Origin of the sequence: Streptomyces sp. T12 (assembly GCF_028736035.1) — a bacterium.
Classification (GTDB): domain Bacteria; phylum Actinomycetota; class Actinomycetes; order Streptomycetales; family Streptomycetaceae; genus Streptomyces.
Window position 1 is genome coordinate 5369819 of the sequence record NZ_CP117866.1, and the last position, 14812, is coordinate 5384630.

Genomic DNA, 14812 nt, shown 5'->3' on the forward strand with positions numbered 1-14812 from the left:
GGACCGGTGCCGCCGATCACCGGTCCCCTCCGCGCACCTGGGACGACCAGCAGGGACGACCAGCGGACAACGTTGGGCCGACCGGCCCCCGGAACACCCCGGACAGCCCATGGGACCCCTCGCCGATCCGCTGGATGCTCGAAGTGCCGAGAGAGGCCGGGAGGAGACCCACGATGACGGACGACGTGCTACACCCGCGCTCCCCGGTCCACGCCCTGCTCGCGGACGGCACCACCGTGTGCATCCGCCGCGTGGCACCGGGCGACCACGCTCGGCTGGAGCGGTTCTACGAGGAGTTGTCGCCGGAGAACCTGCGGCTCAGGTTCTCCGCCGCGAGCCGGCGTTCCGCCGCCCTGGCCGCCGACCGTGCCTGTGGTCCGGCCCGCCCCGGATACCGGGCGCTGCTGGCCGAGACCCAGGGCCGGGTGATCGGTCTCGCCGAGTACGACACGGGGGAGGACGCCAAGGACTCCGCCGAGATCTTCATCGCCGTGGCCGACGGACTCCACCACCGCGGGGTCGGCACCCTGCTCGTCGAACACCTCGTCTTCGCGGCCCGTACCGAGGGCATCACCACGTTCACCGCCGACGCGCTCAGCGAGAACCACGAGGTGGTCCGCCTCTTCGCCGACCTCGGGCTGCGCGTCACCCGCCGTTTCGACGGCCCGGAGGTGCGCTGCACCGTCGAACTCGACGAGGACGATGCTTATCTGTCGGCCGTGGAGGCACGCGGGCGCTCCGCCGACGTGGCCAGTCTCCGGCCCCTGCTGCGGCCGAAGATCGTCGCGGTCGTGGGTGCCGGACGCAAGCCCGGCTCGGTCGGCCGGGCGATCCTCCACCATCTGCACGCGGCTGGGTACGCCGGGCGCCTGACCGCGGTGAACCCGGCCGCGCACTCGATCCTGGGAGTGCCGTGCCATCCGTCGGTCAGCTCTCTTCCCAGGACCCCCGACCTCGCGGTGCTCGCCGTCCCCGCCGCCGTGATCCCGAAGACCGCCGAGGAGTGCGGCAGAGCGGGCGTACGGGCGCTGCTCGTGGTGACGGCCGGTCTCGACAGCCACCAGGCACAGGCACTGCTGTCCACCTGCCGCACCCACGGCATGCGCCTCGTCGGACCGAACTGCCTGGGCATCTCCAACACCGAGCCGGAACTGCGCCTCGACGCCACGTTCGCCGCCGGCCACCCGCGCCCCGGCACGGCGGGCGTCGCCGTCCAGTCCGGCGGGGTGGGCATCGCCTTGCTCGACGGGCTGTCCCGCCTGGGTATCGGCGTCTCCTCCTTCGTCTCCCTCGGCGACAAGTACGACGTCAGCGGCAACGACATGCTCCAGTGGTGGGAGAGCGACGGCCGCACCGACCTCGCCCTGCTGCACCTGGAGTCCTTCGGCAACCCGCGCGCGTTCTCCCGTACGGCCCGTCGGGTGACCCGCCGCATGCCCGTGCTCACCGTCGACGCCGGGCGTACCGACGCGGGCCGCCGCGCGGCAGCCTCGCACACGGCGGCCGCCGCCACCCGCACCATGACCCGCCAGGCGCTGTTCACCCAGGCCGGCGTCACTGCGACCCGCTCGGTCGGCGAACTCCTCGAAGCTGCCGCCCTGTTGCACTCCCAGCCACTGCCGGAGGGCTCCCGGGTCGCGATCGTCACCAACGCGGGCGGCGCGGGCGTCCTGGCCGCCGACGCCTGCGCGGAGGCCGGGCTCGTCCTGCCGCCGCTCAGCCCCACGACGGTCGACGACCTGCTCGCCGTACTCCCGGCCGGTGCCGCGATCGGCAACCCTGTCGACGCCACCGCCGCGGTGACCGAGGAACAGCTCGGCGCGTGCGTGGACCGGCTCATGCGGTGCACGGGAACCGACGCCGTACTGGTGGCCCTCGTCCCGACCGCGCTCGCCGAGGCGACCGGAGACGACCTGGTACGGGCACTCACCCGGTCCCCCGGACGCCGGGCCCGGCCCGTCGCCGTCGTACGCCTGGAACAGGCCCTGCCGGTCGAACTGCTGCCTGCCGCCGACCGAGGCACGATCCCCTCCTACGCCGAACCGCACGCGGCGGCACGGGCCTTGGCGCACGCCGCCGCCCGCGCGGCCTGGCTCGGGCGTCCCGCCGGTACCGTCACGGAGCTCACGGACGTGGACGCCCGACGCGCGCACGCGGTCGTCGACGACCACCTCCGCGCGCATCCGGACGGTGGCTGGCTCGAACCACGCACCTGCGCCGACCTGCTGTCCTGCTACGGCATCCCCCAGATCGGCTGGGCCTGGGCAGAGACCGAGGACGCCGCCGTCCTCGCCGCCGACCGGCTGCGCGGCTTCGACGGACGGGTGGTCATGAAGGCTTACTGGCCGGGGCTGGTGCACAAGACGCAGCAGCACGCGGTTCACCTCGACCTGCGGGGCGACACCCAGGTGCGTGCCGCGTTCCGGGACTTGGAGACGCGGTTCGCGGGCCTGATGACCGGAGTGGTCCTGCAGCCGCTCGCCGCCCGCGGCACCGAGCTGTTCGCGGGCGTCGTCCAGGACGATGTCTTCGGGCCGCTCGTGCTGTTCGGCCTCGGCGGTACGGCCACCGAGGTGCTGGCCGACCACGCCGCCCGGCTCGCCCCGCTCACCGACCACGACGTGCACGACCTGATCACGTCCCCGCGCTGCGCCTCGCTCCTGTTCGGCGCGAGCGGCAGTGCGCCCGTCGCCCTCGAGGGCCTGGAACAACTGCTGCTGCGCCTGTCCCGCATGGCCACGGACCTGCCGCAACTCGCCGAGGCCGACTTCAACCCGGTCCTCGCGACACCGGGCCGGGTCACCGTGCTCGACGCACGCGTCCGCCTGCTGCCGCGGCGGCCCCACGACCCCTATCTGCGCCGCCTGCGCTGAGGCGGACCAGCCATGAAGCACAACAAGGTCGGCTCCGTGATGACCAAGGACGTCGTCCGGGCCGAGTACGGCACCCCGTTCAAGGAGGTCGCGCTGCTGCTCGCCGACCACCGGATCAGCGGACTGCCCGTCGTCGACGAGGACGACAAGGTGATCGGCGTCATCTCCGAAACGGACCTGATGGCGCGCCAGGCGGCAGGCAACGAAGGCCAAGGCCTGCACCGCCGGTCGGCTGATGACCGAACCTCCCATCACGGTGCACGCCGACGACACCATCGTCGAGGCCGCCCGGACCATGGCCGAGCGGCGCGTGGAACGGCTGCCCGTCCTCGACGAGGCGGACCGCCTGGTCGGCATCGTCACCCGGCGCGACCTGCTCCAGGTCTTCCTGCGACCCGACGGGGGAGATCCGCGACGAGATCGTCCAGGAGGTGCTGATACGCGCTCTGCGGCTGCTGCCGCCCAGCATCGACGTCTCCGTCACGGAAGGGGTCGTCACCCTCACCGGCCAGACGGAACGCAAGAGCGAGAGGGACATCGCCGTTTCGATGACCCGCCGGATCGACGGTGTCGTCGCCGTGGTCGACCAGCTCACCTGGAGCGTGGACGACACGCGGCTGCGGCCCGATGAGCCGACACTGCAGGGCGTGGCCGACTGGCTGCGCCGGCTCTGAGAGGAGGCGGACCACCATGACCGGCAACGTGTTGGTGGCCTACGGAACGACAAACGGATCGACCGCGCAGATCGCCGAAGCCATCGCCGACGTCCTGCGCAAGGACGGGCTCACGGCGGATGCCCTGCCCGCCCGGACCGTGGCGAGCGTGTCCTCGTACGACGCCGTCGTGGTCGGCGGCGGTCTGTACGCCGGACGCTGGCACAAGGACGCCCGCCGCTTCGTCCGGCGGCACGGCCGGGCCCTCGCCGAACGCCCGCTCTGGCTCTTCAGCAGCGGCCCCCTCGACCCCTCGGCCTCCGAGCGGGACATCCCGCCCGTGCCCGGAGTGAAGAAGGCCATGACGCGGCTGGACGCCAGGGAGCACGTCACCTTCGGGGGCTGCCTGGAGGAGGGTGCGAAGGGGTGGGTGGCCGGGATGATCCTGCGCTCCGGGAAGGGCGGGGACTTCCGGGACTTCACGGCGATCGAGGAGTGGGCGGGGCGTGTGGCCGCTGAGCTGACGGGTGGTGATTAGCCGACGATCAGCCGACGAAGCGGACGACCCTGGTGCCGGGCAGCGGCACATGGCCTCACGCAGCAGCGCCCGCGCACAGCTGGATGAGGGCCCGGGCCGGAGTGAACAGCCGGACGTCCTCCAGCACGCGCACCTCGGGGTACTTCTCCCGCCACGACTTCAGCGCGTGGGCCAGCAGCTGCACCTCGTGGTCCTCCCAGGCGGCGCGGTCCTGTCGTTCATGGTCGTGCCTTTCGCAGGGGATCGCGTTCCTTCAGCTGGTCCGGTGTCCCCAGCTCGGACCCACCAGGTCCCACTCCCGGCCCCACCCGTCGATGCGCCGCCGGTCGAGCCGCCACCGTGCGAGGGCTCCCGTGGCGTGGACGGACCGTCAGTCCGGTTCCGGCCTTCAGCCCTGTGTCGACCAGCGTGCGGCCGGTTCGGGGGGAGCCGTCGGGCGCCGTCCAGCCGACCTTGGCCAGCGCCTTGTCGCCCGACGACCTGACTGCCGATGCGCGTATCGGCACGTCGGCGAGGAGCACCGCGCGGACGGGATTGCGCTCGGCACGCTGCCGTGCATGGGCCTCGTCGGTGGCGTGAGCCGTCACCAGACCGGCGACGGTGCCTCCCACCGCGACGACCATCCACACGGCCAGCACGATCCAAGCCTTGACGACATCGTCCCGACGCCGCAGGGCCGCCCGGTACTGATTCACGGCTGGGGATGGGCCGTTCAGCCCAGGGCGACGGGAGAGGCGTCGACGGTCGGCGCACGGCCCAGTGCCCTGGACAGGTCGGGATGCACCTCGAACACTCCGCTCAAGCCCGCGGCGCGGAGAATCCGCAGGACGCGTCTGCTGCCGATGACCAGCCGGAGGCGGCCGTGACGTGCCAGGACCCGGTTACGCGTCCGGCACAGGACACCCAGTCCCGAGCAGTCGATGAAGGACACGGGACGCAGGTCGACCACCAGATCGGGGCGCGGACCCGAGGCCAGCGCGTCCAGGCATGCTGCCAGCGGCATCGCTGTCACGAGGTCGATCTCGCCGTGCAGCGCGACGATCGTCGTCCCGTCGACGGTGTGTACCGCCTGGGACGGTGCGAGCCGCGTGTGGTTGTCGGACATGGTCTGATCAAAGCCCCGCCGAAGACCGGGCGGAAGGGCCGAACGGTCCCTGCCGCGAGGGTCCGGTGAGCCCACAGGAGGCCGCATGCGGCAGCCGTACGAACCAGCCCCTGTACGGCCCTTCGAGGGGTCCGACCGGCTCATGCGATCCGCACGCGCGGGTCAATCTGGACTTGCGGGGCAAAACCGCCGCAGGGCGGCGCCAGACTCGCACTGACGCCGGCGCCCTCCTGCACCGCTCGCACTGCCCCGTGGTCGTCGTTCCCGGCGGCTGACCGGCACTTCTTGTCTGTGCTGCCCGGGCGTGGTTCAGGCCTCGTCCGAGCTGCCGTCTGCGGTGAGCAGGATGCCTGTGACCAGGTCGGGGCGGATGCGGATCGCCTGGTCCATGGCCTGCTCCACCCACGGCCGCACCAGCGCCCGGCAGCGGGCCAGGTCGTCGGGATCGGTCACCAGCCGGGCGTACCCGATCACGACCACACTCCAGCCGAGATGTGTCTGCGGGTCGATGGCGTCCGCTTCGTAGGCGACGACGACACCCGGGTCGTCGGCCCGCTGGGCGTGTGAGGTCAGGGCGGCGCCCTCATGGGTGCGGATGACGATGTCTCCGCCGTCCAGGGCGTGGTTGACCGGGCGGACGGTCGGCAGCGCGTGCCGGGTGAAGACGATCCTCCCCAGGGACACGCTGCCCAGCAGCCGCAGCGCCTCGGCACCGTTGAACTCGATGCGGCGGCGCGGCCCTGCGAGGGCCGGCCGGCTGTCGTCGTGGACCATGACTGGCTTCCGTTGGGGTGCGTTGCTCACTGCTTGGTCTGCGCTGGGGGCGGAGCGACACCGCGGGGGATCGGTGCCGCTCCTGCTTCCACTGTCTCCCGGACCATGAACCGCTCCAAGGGCCGATGGGCCCCGATGAGGGCCCGGACGGCCCCGTACGCCGCGTCCTCACCGACTGTCGCTGCCCTCGGTCCCGGCCAGCGCCGCCCGGCCCGCCTCCAGACGCGCCACCGGCACCCGGAACGGCGAGCAGGACACGTAGTCCAGTCCCGTGGCGTGGAAGAAGTGGACGGACTCGGGATCGCCGCCGTGTTCGCCGCAGACGCCGATCGTCAGGCCGGGGCGCGCGGCGCGGCCCTCGTCGACCGCGATGCGGACCAGCCGTCCCACGCCGTCGCGGTCGATCGTCTCGAACGGTGAGGCGGGGAAGATGCCCTTGTCGAGATAGGCGGAGAAGAACTCGGCCTCGACGTCGTCCCGGGAGAAGCCCCAGGTGGTCTGTGTGAGGTCGTTCGTGCCGAACGAGAAGAACTCGGCCTCCTCGGCGATGCGGCCGGCGGTGAGCGCGGCGCGCGGCAGTTCGATCATCGTGCCGACCGGGCACCGCATGGGGACGCCGGACTCCTCGGACACCTCGGCGAGCACGCGTTCCACTTCCGCACGCTCGATCCGCAGTTCCTCGACCGCGCCGACCAGCGGCACCATGATCTCGGCGTGCGGTGAGCCCCCGGCCCGCGTGCGGGCCACGACGGCCTCGGCGACGGCCCGTACCTGCATGGCGACCAGGCCCGGGACCACCAGGCCGAGGCGCACGCCGCGCAGGCCGAGCATCGGGTTCTCCTCGTGCATACGGCCCACGGCTTCGAGCAACGCCCGCTCGTGCGGATCGGGTTGCCCGCCGCGCGCCTCGGCAGCGGCGATGCGTACGGCGAGATCGGTGCGGTCGGGCAAGAACTCGTGCAGCGGCGGATCCAGCAGGCGGATGGTGACCGGCAGGCCGTCCATCGCCTCCAGGATGTCGGTGAAGTCCTGTCGCTGCAGCGGCAGGAGCGCATTCAGCGCCCGTTCGCGCTCGGCGTCGTCGCGGGCCAGGATCATCTCCTCGACCAGCTTGCGGCGCTCGCCGAGGAACATGTGCTCGGTGCGGCACAGCCCGATGCCCTGCGCTCCGAAGCGGCGGGCGCGCCGCGCGTCCTCAGGGGTGTCGGCGTTCGCCCGCACCTCCAATCGCCGTACAGCGTCCGCGTGTTCAAGAACGCGAGCCACGGCGCCGACCACGCCCGCCGACCGCTCGCCGGTCTCCAGGAACCGTATGACCGCGGAGTCGGCCAGTGGGGCTGCGCCGAGATACACGGCACCGTCGGAGCCGTCCACGGATACGACGGTGCCCTCTTCGACGACGGTGCCGGCGCGGGTGGTGAACCGCCGGGCCTCGGTGTCCACGGCGAGTTCCTCGGCGCCGCACACACAGACCTTTCCCATGCCCCGGGCCACCACAGCCGCGTGACTCGTCTTGCCGCCACGGCTGGTCAGCACGGCCTGTGCGGCGATCATGCCCGGCAGATCGTCGGGGGTGGTCTCCTGGCGGACGAGGACCACCTTCTCGTCGGCCGCCGCACGCCGTACCGCCTCGGCGGAGTCGAAGACTGCCGCGCCGACTGCGGCACCCGGCGACGCGGGGATGCCGTGGGCGAGAGCCTCGCCGGTCGCGGAGGTGTCGAAACGCGGGAACATCAGCCGGGCCAGCCCGTCGCCACTGACCCGCGCCAACGCCTCGTCCCGGGTGACGAGCCCCTCGTCGGTCAGCTCGGCGGCGATGGCGAACGCGGCCTCGGCGGTGCGCTTGCCGACCCGGGTCTGCAGCATCCACAGCGTGCCGCGTTCGATGGTGAACTCGATGTCGCACAGGTCCCGGTAGTGCCGCTCCAGGGTTCGCATGTGGGCACGCAGTTGGTCATAGGACCGGGGATCCAGTCGCTCCAGCTCGGTCAGCGGCACGGTGTTGCGGATGCCGGCGACGACGTCCTCGCCCTGCGCGTTGGGCAGGTAGTCGCCGTAGAGCCCGCTGCGCCCGGTGGCCGGGTCGCGGGTGAAGGCGACGCCGCTGCCGGAGTCCGGGCCGAGGTTGCCGAAGACCATGCGCTGAACCGTCACGGCGGTGCCCAGGTCGTCGGGGATGTGTTCGCGGCGCCGGTAGAGGCGGGCGCGTTCGCCGTTCCAGGAGCGGAAGACCGCCAGGACCGCCCGGCGCAGCTGCTCGGCGGGAGACTGCGGGAAGTCCTCCCCGGTCTCGTCACGGATCAGCTCCTTGTACGCCTCCACCAGCTCGGCGAGGTCGCGTGCGTCCAGGTGCAGATCGTCGGGAGCGTTGCGCAGGCTCTTGAGCCTCGTCATGATTCGCTCGAACAAGGCCGCGTCGACGCCCAGGACCGTACTGCCGAACATCTGGACCAGCCTGCGGTACGAGTCCCAGGCGAACCGCTCACTGCCCGAGACCTTGGCCAGCCCCAGGACGCAGTCGTCGTTCAGCCCGATGTCGAGCACGGTCTCCATCATCCCGGGCATCGAAAACCGCGCCCCGGACCGGACGGACAGCAGCAGCGGGTCGTCCCGCTCCCCCAGCCGCCGGCCCGCGGCGGCCTCGACGGCAGACAGGTGCCGGGAGACCTCCGCCACCATGCCGTCCGGTTCCGAGCCGGTGGCGAGGAAGGCCCGGCACGCATCGGTGGTGACGGTGAAGCCCGGCGGGACCGGCAGTCCCAGCCGGGTCATCTCGGCCAGGTTCGCGCCCTTGCCGCCCAGCAGATCCGCCATCTCCCGGCGGCCCTCATGGAAGTCGTACACGTAACGGACCATGACGCTGCGCTCCTCGGCTCGGCGGGCTCGTCCGGCTCCTGGGTTCGGTTCTTGATCTCGACGCAGCTCCAGCGTCGAACGGTCCGGCCGGGCCTGGCAGATGCTGTCCGTCCCCGGGGCAGGGCCGAACGGCCCAAGTGGTCTGTCGCCCGGCTGCCGAGCCGGGTGCTCGAACCTGGCGGGAGCGGTCACGGACCACGTACCACCGGATCCGATTCCGTACCGTCACGCGCCGTGGGCCGGTACCGTGACCCATGTCCGGAGCGGCCGGTGCCCGCCCGCCCAGGTGACCGGAGGAGACGCAGGTGGGAAGCTCCGAGGAGCCTTGGGAAGCCCGCGTACGGCTGCCGCAGCTGAGGCTGGACGAGCTGCTGGAGGAGCTCCAGGCACGGCTAGACGCGGCCCGCGGTACCCGTGACCGGGTACGCAGCCTGCTGGAGGCGGTGCTCGCCGTCGGCCGGGAGCTCGACCTGGAGCAGGCCCTGCGCAGCATCGTCGAGGCCGCCGCGATGCTGGTCGACGCCGAGTACGCCGCCCTCGGCGTGATCGGACCGGATGGCAAGCGGCTGTCCGCCTTCCACACGGTCGGGGTCACTGAGGAGCAGATCGGCCGGATCGGCCACTTCCCGGAGGGACATGGCATCCTCGGTGAGCTGATCCGCCATCCCGAGCCGCTGCGCCTGGGCAAGATCTCCGAGCACTCGGCCTCGTACGGCTTCCCGCCCAACCACCCGCCGATGAACACCTTCCTCGGCGTTCCCATCCGGGTGCGCGACCAGGTCTTCGGCAACCTGTACCTCACCGAGAAGCGGGGTGGGGCGCAGTTCGACGAGGAGGACGAGTCGGTCCTGTCCACCCTGGCCGTGGCAGCCGGCGTCGCGATCGACAACGCCCGCCTGTACGAGGACTCCCGGCTGCGGGAACGCTGGCTGAGGGCGAACGCGGAGATCACCCACACCCTGATGTCCGGCGGCGAGCGCGGCACGGTCCTCGGACTGATCGCCGATCGTGCCCGGGAGATCACCGGAGCGGCCCTGGCCATGGTCGCGATGCCGGTGCAGGACACCGACTCGCTCGCCGTGGAACTCGCCGTCGGGACGGATGCGGACATGCACCGGGGCCTGGTGATCCCCAGGGAGGGCAGCCTGATCGGTGAGGCGTTCGTCTCCGGCACCCCCGTCACCAGCACGGACGTCTCCCGCGACGAACGAGTGTCGTCGGCGCCCGCCCGCTTCGCCGGGCTCGGCCCGGCTGTCGCCGTCCCGATCGGAACGGATTCCGGTGGTTTCCGGGGCGTCGTCCTGCTGGTCCGTGAGACCGGCCGGACGGTGTTCTCCGACAAGGAGATCGAACCGCTGAAAGGCTTCGCGGCACAGGCGGCGATTGCGATGGAGCTGGCCGAGCGACGCGCGGACGCCGAGGAGGTCGCCGTCCTCAAGGACCGTGACCGCATCGCCCGCGACCTGCACGACCTCGCGATCCAGCGGCTGTTCGCCACAGGCATGACCCTGCAGAGCGCCGGCCGCTTCATCGAGCATCCCGAGGCGTCGGAACGCGTCGTGCGAGCGGTGGACGACCTCGACGAAACCATCAAGATCATCAGGTCGACGATCTTCGGGCTGCGCTCGCGTGAAGGCGCCGGCGAGGGCGGGCTGCGGGCGCGTGTGGTGCGGATCGTGGGCGAGGCGGCACCGGTGCTGGGCTTCGCGCCCAGCGTGCGGATGGAGGGGCTGGTGGAGACCCAGGTGCCGCGCGAGATCGCCGACCACCTGGTGGCCGTCCTGTCCGAGGCCCTCACCAACATCGCCCGGCACGCCCGCGCCGACCGGGCCGACATCCTTCTGACGGCCGAATCCCACGAGGTCCGCCTCACGGTCACCGACAACGGCGTCGGGATCCCGGCCGATGGTCGCCGCAGCGGGCTGCGCAACATGGCGGAGCGGGCTCGGCAGTTGGGCGGGGAAGTGGAGCTGAGCAGTCCACCCGACGGCGGCACCACATTGGTGTGGCGGGTCCCGGTACCGACGGAGTAGCCGGGCGCGAGCCCTCCGCCTCCTGACCACGGCTACCCAGCACGCTGACCCGCGCGACGAAGGCCTCCGCTCGGGCCCAACGGCCCCTCCTCCTGCCTCCGCGGCGGCATGACGCTGGTATCGGAAGCCGAACGAGCTTCTGGAGGTGCGGGTCATGGCCCAGCCCGTAGTCGTCGGAGTCGACGGATCCGCCGAGAGCCCGACCGCCGCCGAGTGGGCGGCCCGTGAGGCCGTACGCCGCGACCGGCCGCTCCGACTGCTGCACGCCTGGAACTGGCTGTCGGACGAGCAGGCCGAAGGCCCTGCGCCCGAGGCCCTGATCAAGGCGGCCGAGCAAGCACGACTGACGGCTCAAGGACGCACAGTGGGAAACGATCAATCTCTTCCCGGGAAACGATCATTTTGTGTTGTTGCGTTCGACACGTTGCGCTTCGGTACGGCGTCCTCGGCTGCCGTGACCTGTGATGAAGCTCTCAGGCCACGGCACGGGACTCAGCCGGCCGCGATGACCGTGGCAAGGGTTACGGCGGCGGGCAGGGCCTGGGCGAAGAGGATGCGGCGGTTGGCGGTGGCCGCGCCGTAGACGCCCGCGACGATGATGCAGGACAGGAAGAAGATCTGGACGCGGTAGCCGGTCGGGTCGTCGGCGATGAGGCCCCAGACCAGGCCTGCGGCCAGGAAGCCGTTGTAGAGGCCCTGGTTGGCCGCCAGTGCCGCGGTGGAACGGGCCAGCTCGGCGTCGAAGCCGTGGAACCGGCGGCCCGGGGGGCGCTGCCACAGGAACATTTCCAGGACCAGGATGTAGGCGTGCAGCAGCGCCATGAGGGCGACGAGGACGACAGAGATCAGATGCATGCGGTGATTGTGCCGGTGCGGTGTCCGTGGTCGATCGATCGGTCGGTCGTTCCGTCCTTCGGTCGTTCCGTCCTGGGGTCGCCCGGGCGGCTTTCGGGCGCCGGGTCGGTCGTTCGGCTGAGCTGCCCGCCGTGAGGGTGGTGAACGGTGGCCGTTCGGCCGAGGTGGCCGCCGGGGCCTCGGCGCGAGATTGGAGCTCCCCTTCCCCAGGAGCCCACCGATGCCACCCGAGTCACTCTCCTTCGTCGCCGGAGTCAGGCCCGGCGGCACCCTCCGTGCCCCCGCCCCGGCCCCCGCACGGCAGAAGCCCCTCCAAGGCAGCCGTAAGCCGTCCGGCAGGGCTCCCCGTGGGCGCCGGGACGTGCTGTTCTGGCTCGGATGCGCGGGCTTCGCGTTGTCGCTGGCCGTGGTCACGACCCTCACGCCGCACCGGATCTGGGGTGTCTGCGCCGCCGTCGGGTACGTCGTCGCGGCGGAGCTCGCCCGCCGGGCGCCGCGTGCCTGGAGCGGGCGCAGTGCGGTTGCCGCGCTGCTCGGGTCCGTCGTGGTTCCGCTGGCGTTCATGATCGTCGCGGGCGCCGCGCAGTCGGAGGTGCGGGTCGTCGAGCAGTCGGGCGCTCTGCTGCTGCACTCCGGCAGCCCGTACCTGGCGCATCCGGTCGGCGTCGACGACTACAACCCCTACCTGCCCGGCATGGCGCTGTTCGGGATACCCCACGCGCTGTTCGGCGGTACACCGCTCGCGGACGCCCGGGTGTGGTTCTGCGCGGCGTTCCTGGCGAGCATGCTTGTCGCCGCTCGGCCCTCAGGGCGCGACTCCCTCGGTTTCGGCGGCGACGCGAGCGCGCGCGCCGCCGTGCTCCTCCTCGCGGCCTTCCCTGCCGTAGCGCTGCCGCTGGCCGTCGGCGGGGTCGACCTTCCGGTGATCGGACTGATGTGCCTGGGGCTGGCGCTCGCCGGCCGGGGCGGGAACGGTACGGCGGCCGGGCTGGCTATGGGGGCCGCGGCCGCGCTGAAGTGGACGGCCTGGCCGCTGCTGCCGGTGGGACTGGTGCTGCTCGCGGTGACGGCGGGGCGGCGGGCGGCGGTACGGGCCGGTGCGGTCGCCGTGCTGGTGGCCGCGGTCGCGGTGGTGCCGGTGGCCCTGGCCGACCCGCACGCCTTCGTCGAGCATGTGGTGCTCTTCCCGCTCGGCGAGGGCGGGGTGCGCTCGCCGGCGGCCAGCCCGCTGCCGGGGTACCTGCTGGCCACGTACGTCCCCGGCGGGTCCGTCCTCGCCATGGCAGCCCTCGCGGCCGCCGCCGTCGCCGTGGCGGTGTCGTTGGCGGTACGTCCGCCCCGGACCGTCGTCGCCGCGGCGGACCGGTTGGCGCTCGGGTTGGGGCTGGCGATGTGCCTGATCCCGGCGACACGGTTCGGGTACCTGGTCTATCCGCTGGTCCTGGCCACCTGGTTCCGGCGTACGGAGCTGGTGGCGGCTGCTCGCCGGGTCGGGCGGTTGGTGGGGGCGGGTGTCGGGCGTGGGTGAAGGGCGGGGTGCCCATTTCTGGGGAGCGGCGGAGCGTAGGGGCGGGCGTCTCCGGGAAGCGGCGGAGCGCAGGGGCGGCCGTTCCTGGGGAGTGGCGGAGCGCCGAGATGCGTATGTGGCGCGGGTCACCGTGCTCGCGGTGGTCGGGCTGGTCGTGGCGCTGTGCTTGCCGTCGGTGGGGCAGTACGCGGAAGGAGACCAGCCGGGGAACCCGCCGCCGGGGTATTCGACCGGTGTGGCGGTGCGGGGAGCCGGCCACGACGCCCGGTGAGGCGTCGTGGCCGGCTCCGACTGCAACTTCCCGGCACGCGCGCGTAGGGACGCCTGGGCACCCGCACCGCTGGAGCGGGGCCCTACGCGCGCGTGCGGCCACCGACCGCGTCGCGCTGCGAAGCCGAGCCATGCCGGCCGCGGGCGCTGGTTACGCCGCGAGGCGCTGTGCCAGCTGCTTCGCCTTCGTGGCGGCCTCCTCGAGAGCGCGCTCGCGGGAGGCCTCGAAGAGCGGGACCAGGTCGGCCATCTCCGGGTTGGCCGGGGCCATCGTGAGCTCCGGGACGATGAAGTCCAGGTCGGCGCCGAGGAAGTCGGCCAGGATCGCCGACAGGTAGTTCTGCACGTACTCGTAGCCCTCACGCGGCGTGCCCGGCCCGTAGGCGCCGCCGCGGCTCGCGATGACGGTGACCGGGGTGCCCTTGACCGACTGGGCGTCGCCCGCCGTACGGCCGAACAGGACCACGTTGTCCAGCCAGGCCTTCAGCGTCGACGGGATCGTCAGGTTGTACATCGGGGCGCCGATCAGCACCGCGTCCGCCCGCTCCAGCTCCTCGATCAGCCGCACGCGCTCGGCGAACGCCGCAGCCTGCTCCGGGGTGTGCGTGGCCGGATCGGAGAAGCCGGCGGTGTGGGCGTGGGCGGAGATGTGCGGCACGGGGTCGGTGGCGAGGTCGCGGTGGATCACCGTGCCCTCGGGGTGCTGTTCCTGCCAGGTGCGGCGGAAGGCGTCGGTGACGGCGCGGGAGGCGGAGGCGTCGGTGGGGAAGACCGAGGAGTCGATGTGCAGAAGCGTTGCCATGGGGGTCTCCAGGAGGGGACGGCAGCGGGCGGGGCATCTGCCCGCAGGGACTGAAAGTTCGTACTCGACTATGGATAACACAGTTACTTACTTTTTTTCATCCCCGTACGGCAGGGCAGTACCCTGAAGGGCATGGCGGCTGAGCAGAGTCACGACGTAGCGGCGTGCAAGCGGGTCGACGACGGCATCACCCGCGTCTTCCAACTGCTCGGCAAGCGCTGGACCGGCCCGATCGTGTCGGTCCTGACCACAGGGCCCGCGTACTTCGTCACCCTGCGCCGGGCGATTCCCGGTATCAGCGAGCGCATGCTCTCCGACCGGCTCACCGAACTGACCGCCGCGGGACTCGTCGTGCGCGAGGTGTACGAGGGGCCTCCGCTGCGGGTCGTCTACCGGTTGACGGAGGCGGGCGCCGCGCTGGAGCCCGCGCTGACCGAGCTGGGTGGGTGGGCGAAGAAGTATCTGGCGGACGGGGAGCGGCCCGAGGGCTGCTGACGCGGAGGCCGATGGGCTGTTCAGGCCGAG

At 72.1% G+C, this 14812-nt stretch carries 14 protein-coding genes and 1 pseudogene; 8 read left to right on the plus strand and 7 right to left on the minus strand.

From position 1 onward, the window contains the following. Positions 1 to 173 precede the first annotated feature (173 nt). The 3 genes and pseudogenes from PBV52_RS24095 (at position 174) to PBV52_RS24105 (ending at position 4064) form a co-directional block, all read left to right on the plus strand. On the plus strand, positions 174 to 2873 hold the full coding sequence (locus PBV52_RS24095) for a bifunctional GNAT family N-acetyltransferase/acetate--CoA ligase family protein (protein ID WP_274241032.1): 2700 nt from the start codon (positions 174 to 176) through the stop codon (positions 2871 to 2873). Between the two features lie 12 nt (positions 2874 to 2885). Further along, positions 2886 to 3547 (plus strand): annotated as a pseudogene (locus PBV52_RS24100) (CBS domain-containing protein). A 16-nt stretch (positions 3548 to 3563) separates the two neighbouring features. Then, positions 3564 to 4064, plus strand: coding sequence for a flavodoxin domain-containing protein (locus PBV52_RS24105; protein WP_274241033.1), 501 nt, complete (start codon positions 3564 to 3566; stop codon positions 4062 to 4064). 55 nt (positions 4065 to 4119) lie between these two features. Here PBV52_RS24105 and PBV52_RS24110 read toward each other — a convergent pair whose 3' ends face one another. From PBV52_RS24110 to ppdK, 5 genes are all read right to left on the minus strand, one after another. Further along, positions 4120 to 4248 carry a hypothetical protein gene (locus tag PBV52_RS24110; protein ID WP_274241034.1) on the minus strand — a complete coding sequence of 43 codons (129 nt, stop codon included), beginning with the start codon at positions 4246 to 4248 and terminating at the stop codon, positions 4120 to 4122. A gap of 34 nt (positions 4249 to 4282) precedes the next feature. Beyond that, positions 4283 to 4759 (minus strand): hypothetical protein, encoded by a 477-nt coding sequence (locus tag PBV52_RS24115; protein ID WP_306801443.1) that lies wholly within the window; start codon positions 4757 to 4759, stop codon positions 4283 to 4285. Between the two features lie 17 nt (positions 4760 to 4776). After that, positions 4777 to 5169: an STAS domain-containing protein gene (locus PBV52_RS24120; RefSeq protein WP_274241035.1), complete on the minus strand. Its 393-nt coding sequence runs from the start codon at positions 5167 to 5169 to the stop codon at positions 4777 to 4779. A 309-nt stretch (positions 5170 to 5478) separates the two neighbouring features. Next, positions 5479 to 5943: a pyridoxamine 5'-phosphate oxidase family protein gene (locus PBV52_RS24125; protein ID WP_274241036.1), complete on the minus strand. Its 465-nt coding sequence runs from the start codon at positions 5941 to 5943 to the stop codon at positions 5479 to 5481. Between the two features lie 168 nt (positions 5944 to 6111). After that, a complete protein-coding gene (gene ppdK, locus PBV52_RS24130; RefSeq protein ID WP_274241037.1) occupies positions 6112 to 8799 on the minus strand; it encodes a pyruvate, phosphate dikinase in 2688 nt (895 codons plus the stop codon). Positions 8800 to 9104: 305 nt separating this feature from the next. Here ppdK and PBV52_RS24135 point away from each other — a divergent pair, with 305 nt between their 5' ends. Together PBV52_RS24135 and PBV52_RS51785 are read left to right on the plus strand one after the other, a co-directional pair. Next, the gene (locus PBV52_RS24135; protein ID WP_274241038.1) at positions 9105 to 10832 is read left to right on the plus strand and encodes a GAF domain-containing sensor histidine kinase; all 1728 of its coding nucleotides are present in this window, start codon (positions 9105 to 9107) and stop codon (positions 10830 to 10832) included. A gap of 154 nt (positions 10833 to 10986) precedes the next feature. Next, positions 10987 to 11415 (plus strand): universal stress protein, encoded by a 429-nt coding sequence (locus PBV52_RS51785; protein ID WP_373921897.1) that lies wholly within the window; start codon positions 10987 to 10989, stop codon positions 11413 to 11415. Here PBV52_RS51785 and PBV52_RS24145 read toward each other — a convergent pair. Continuing rightward, positions 11325 to 11687, minus strand: a complete 363-nt coding sequence (locus tag PBV52_RS24145; protein WP_274241040.1) for a DUF1304 domain-containing protein — start codon at positions 11685 to 11687, stop codon at positions 11325 to 11327. The two genes, PBV52_RS51785 and PBV52_RS24145, sit on opposite strands and share 91 nt — an antisense overlap. A gap of 220 nt (positions 11688 to 11907) precedes the next feature. Between PBV52_RS24145 and PBV52_RS24150 the strand changes: the two genes are divergently transcribed. Together PBV52_RS24150 and PBV52_RS24155 are read left to right on the plus strand one after the other, a co-directional pair. Beyond that, on the plus strand, positions 11908 to 13215 hold the full coding sequence (locus tag PBV52_RS24150) for a glycosyltransferase 87 family protein (RefSeq protein ID WP_306801444.1): 1308 nt from the start codon (positions 11908 to 11910) through the stop codon (positions 13213 to 13215). Positions 13216 to 13330: 115 nt separating this feature from the next. Next, positions 13331 to 13486 (plus strand): hypothetical protein, encoded by a 156-nt coding sequence (locus PBV52_RS24155; RefSeq protein ID WP_274241041.1) that lies wholly within the window; start codon positions 13331 to 13333, stop codon positions 13484 to 13486. A 150-nt stretch (positions 13487 to 13636) separates the two neighbouring features. On the opposite strand, the gene PBV52_RS24160 is transcribed toward PBV52_RS24155, so the two are convergent. Continuing rightward, positions 13637 to 14287, minus strand: coding sequence for an FMN-dependent NADH-azoreductase (locus PBV52_RS24160; RefSeq protein ID WP_274241042.1), 651 nt, complete (start codon positions 14285 to 14287; stop codon positions 13637 to 13639). Between the two features lie 132 nt (positions 14288 to 14419). Here PBV52_RS24160 and PBV52_RS24165 point away from each other — a divergent pair, with 132 nt between their 5' ends. Beyond that, positions 14420 to 14782 (plus strand): helix-turn-helix domain-containing protein, encoded by a 363-nt coding sequence (locus PBV52_RS24165; RefSeq protein ID WP_274241043.1) that lies wholly within the window; start codon positions 14420 to 14422, stop codon positions 14780 to 14782. Positions 14783 to 14812: the final 30 nt, after the last annotated feature.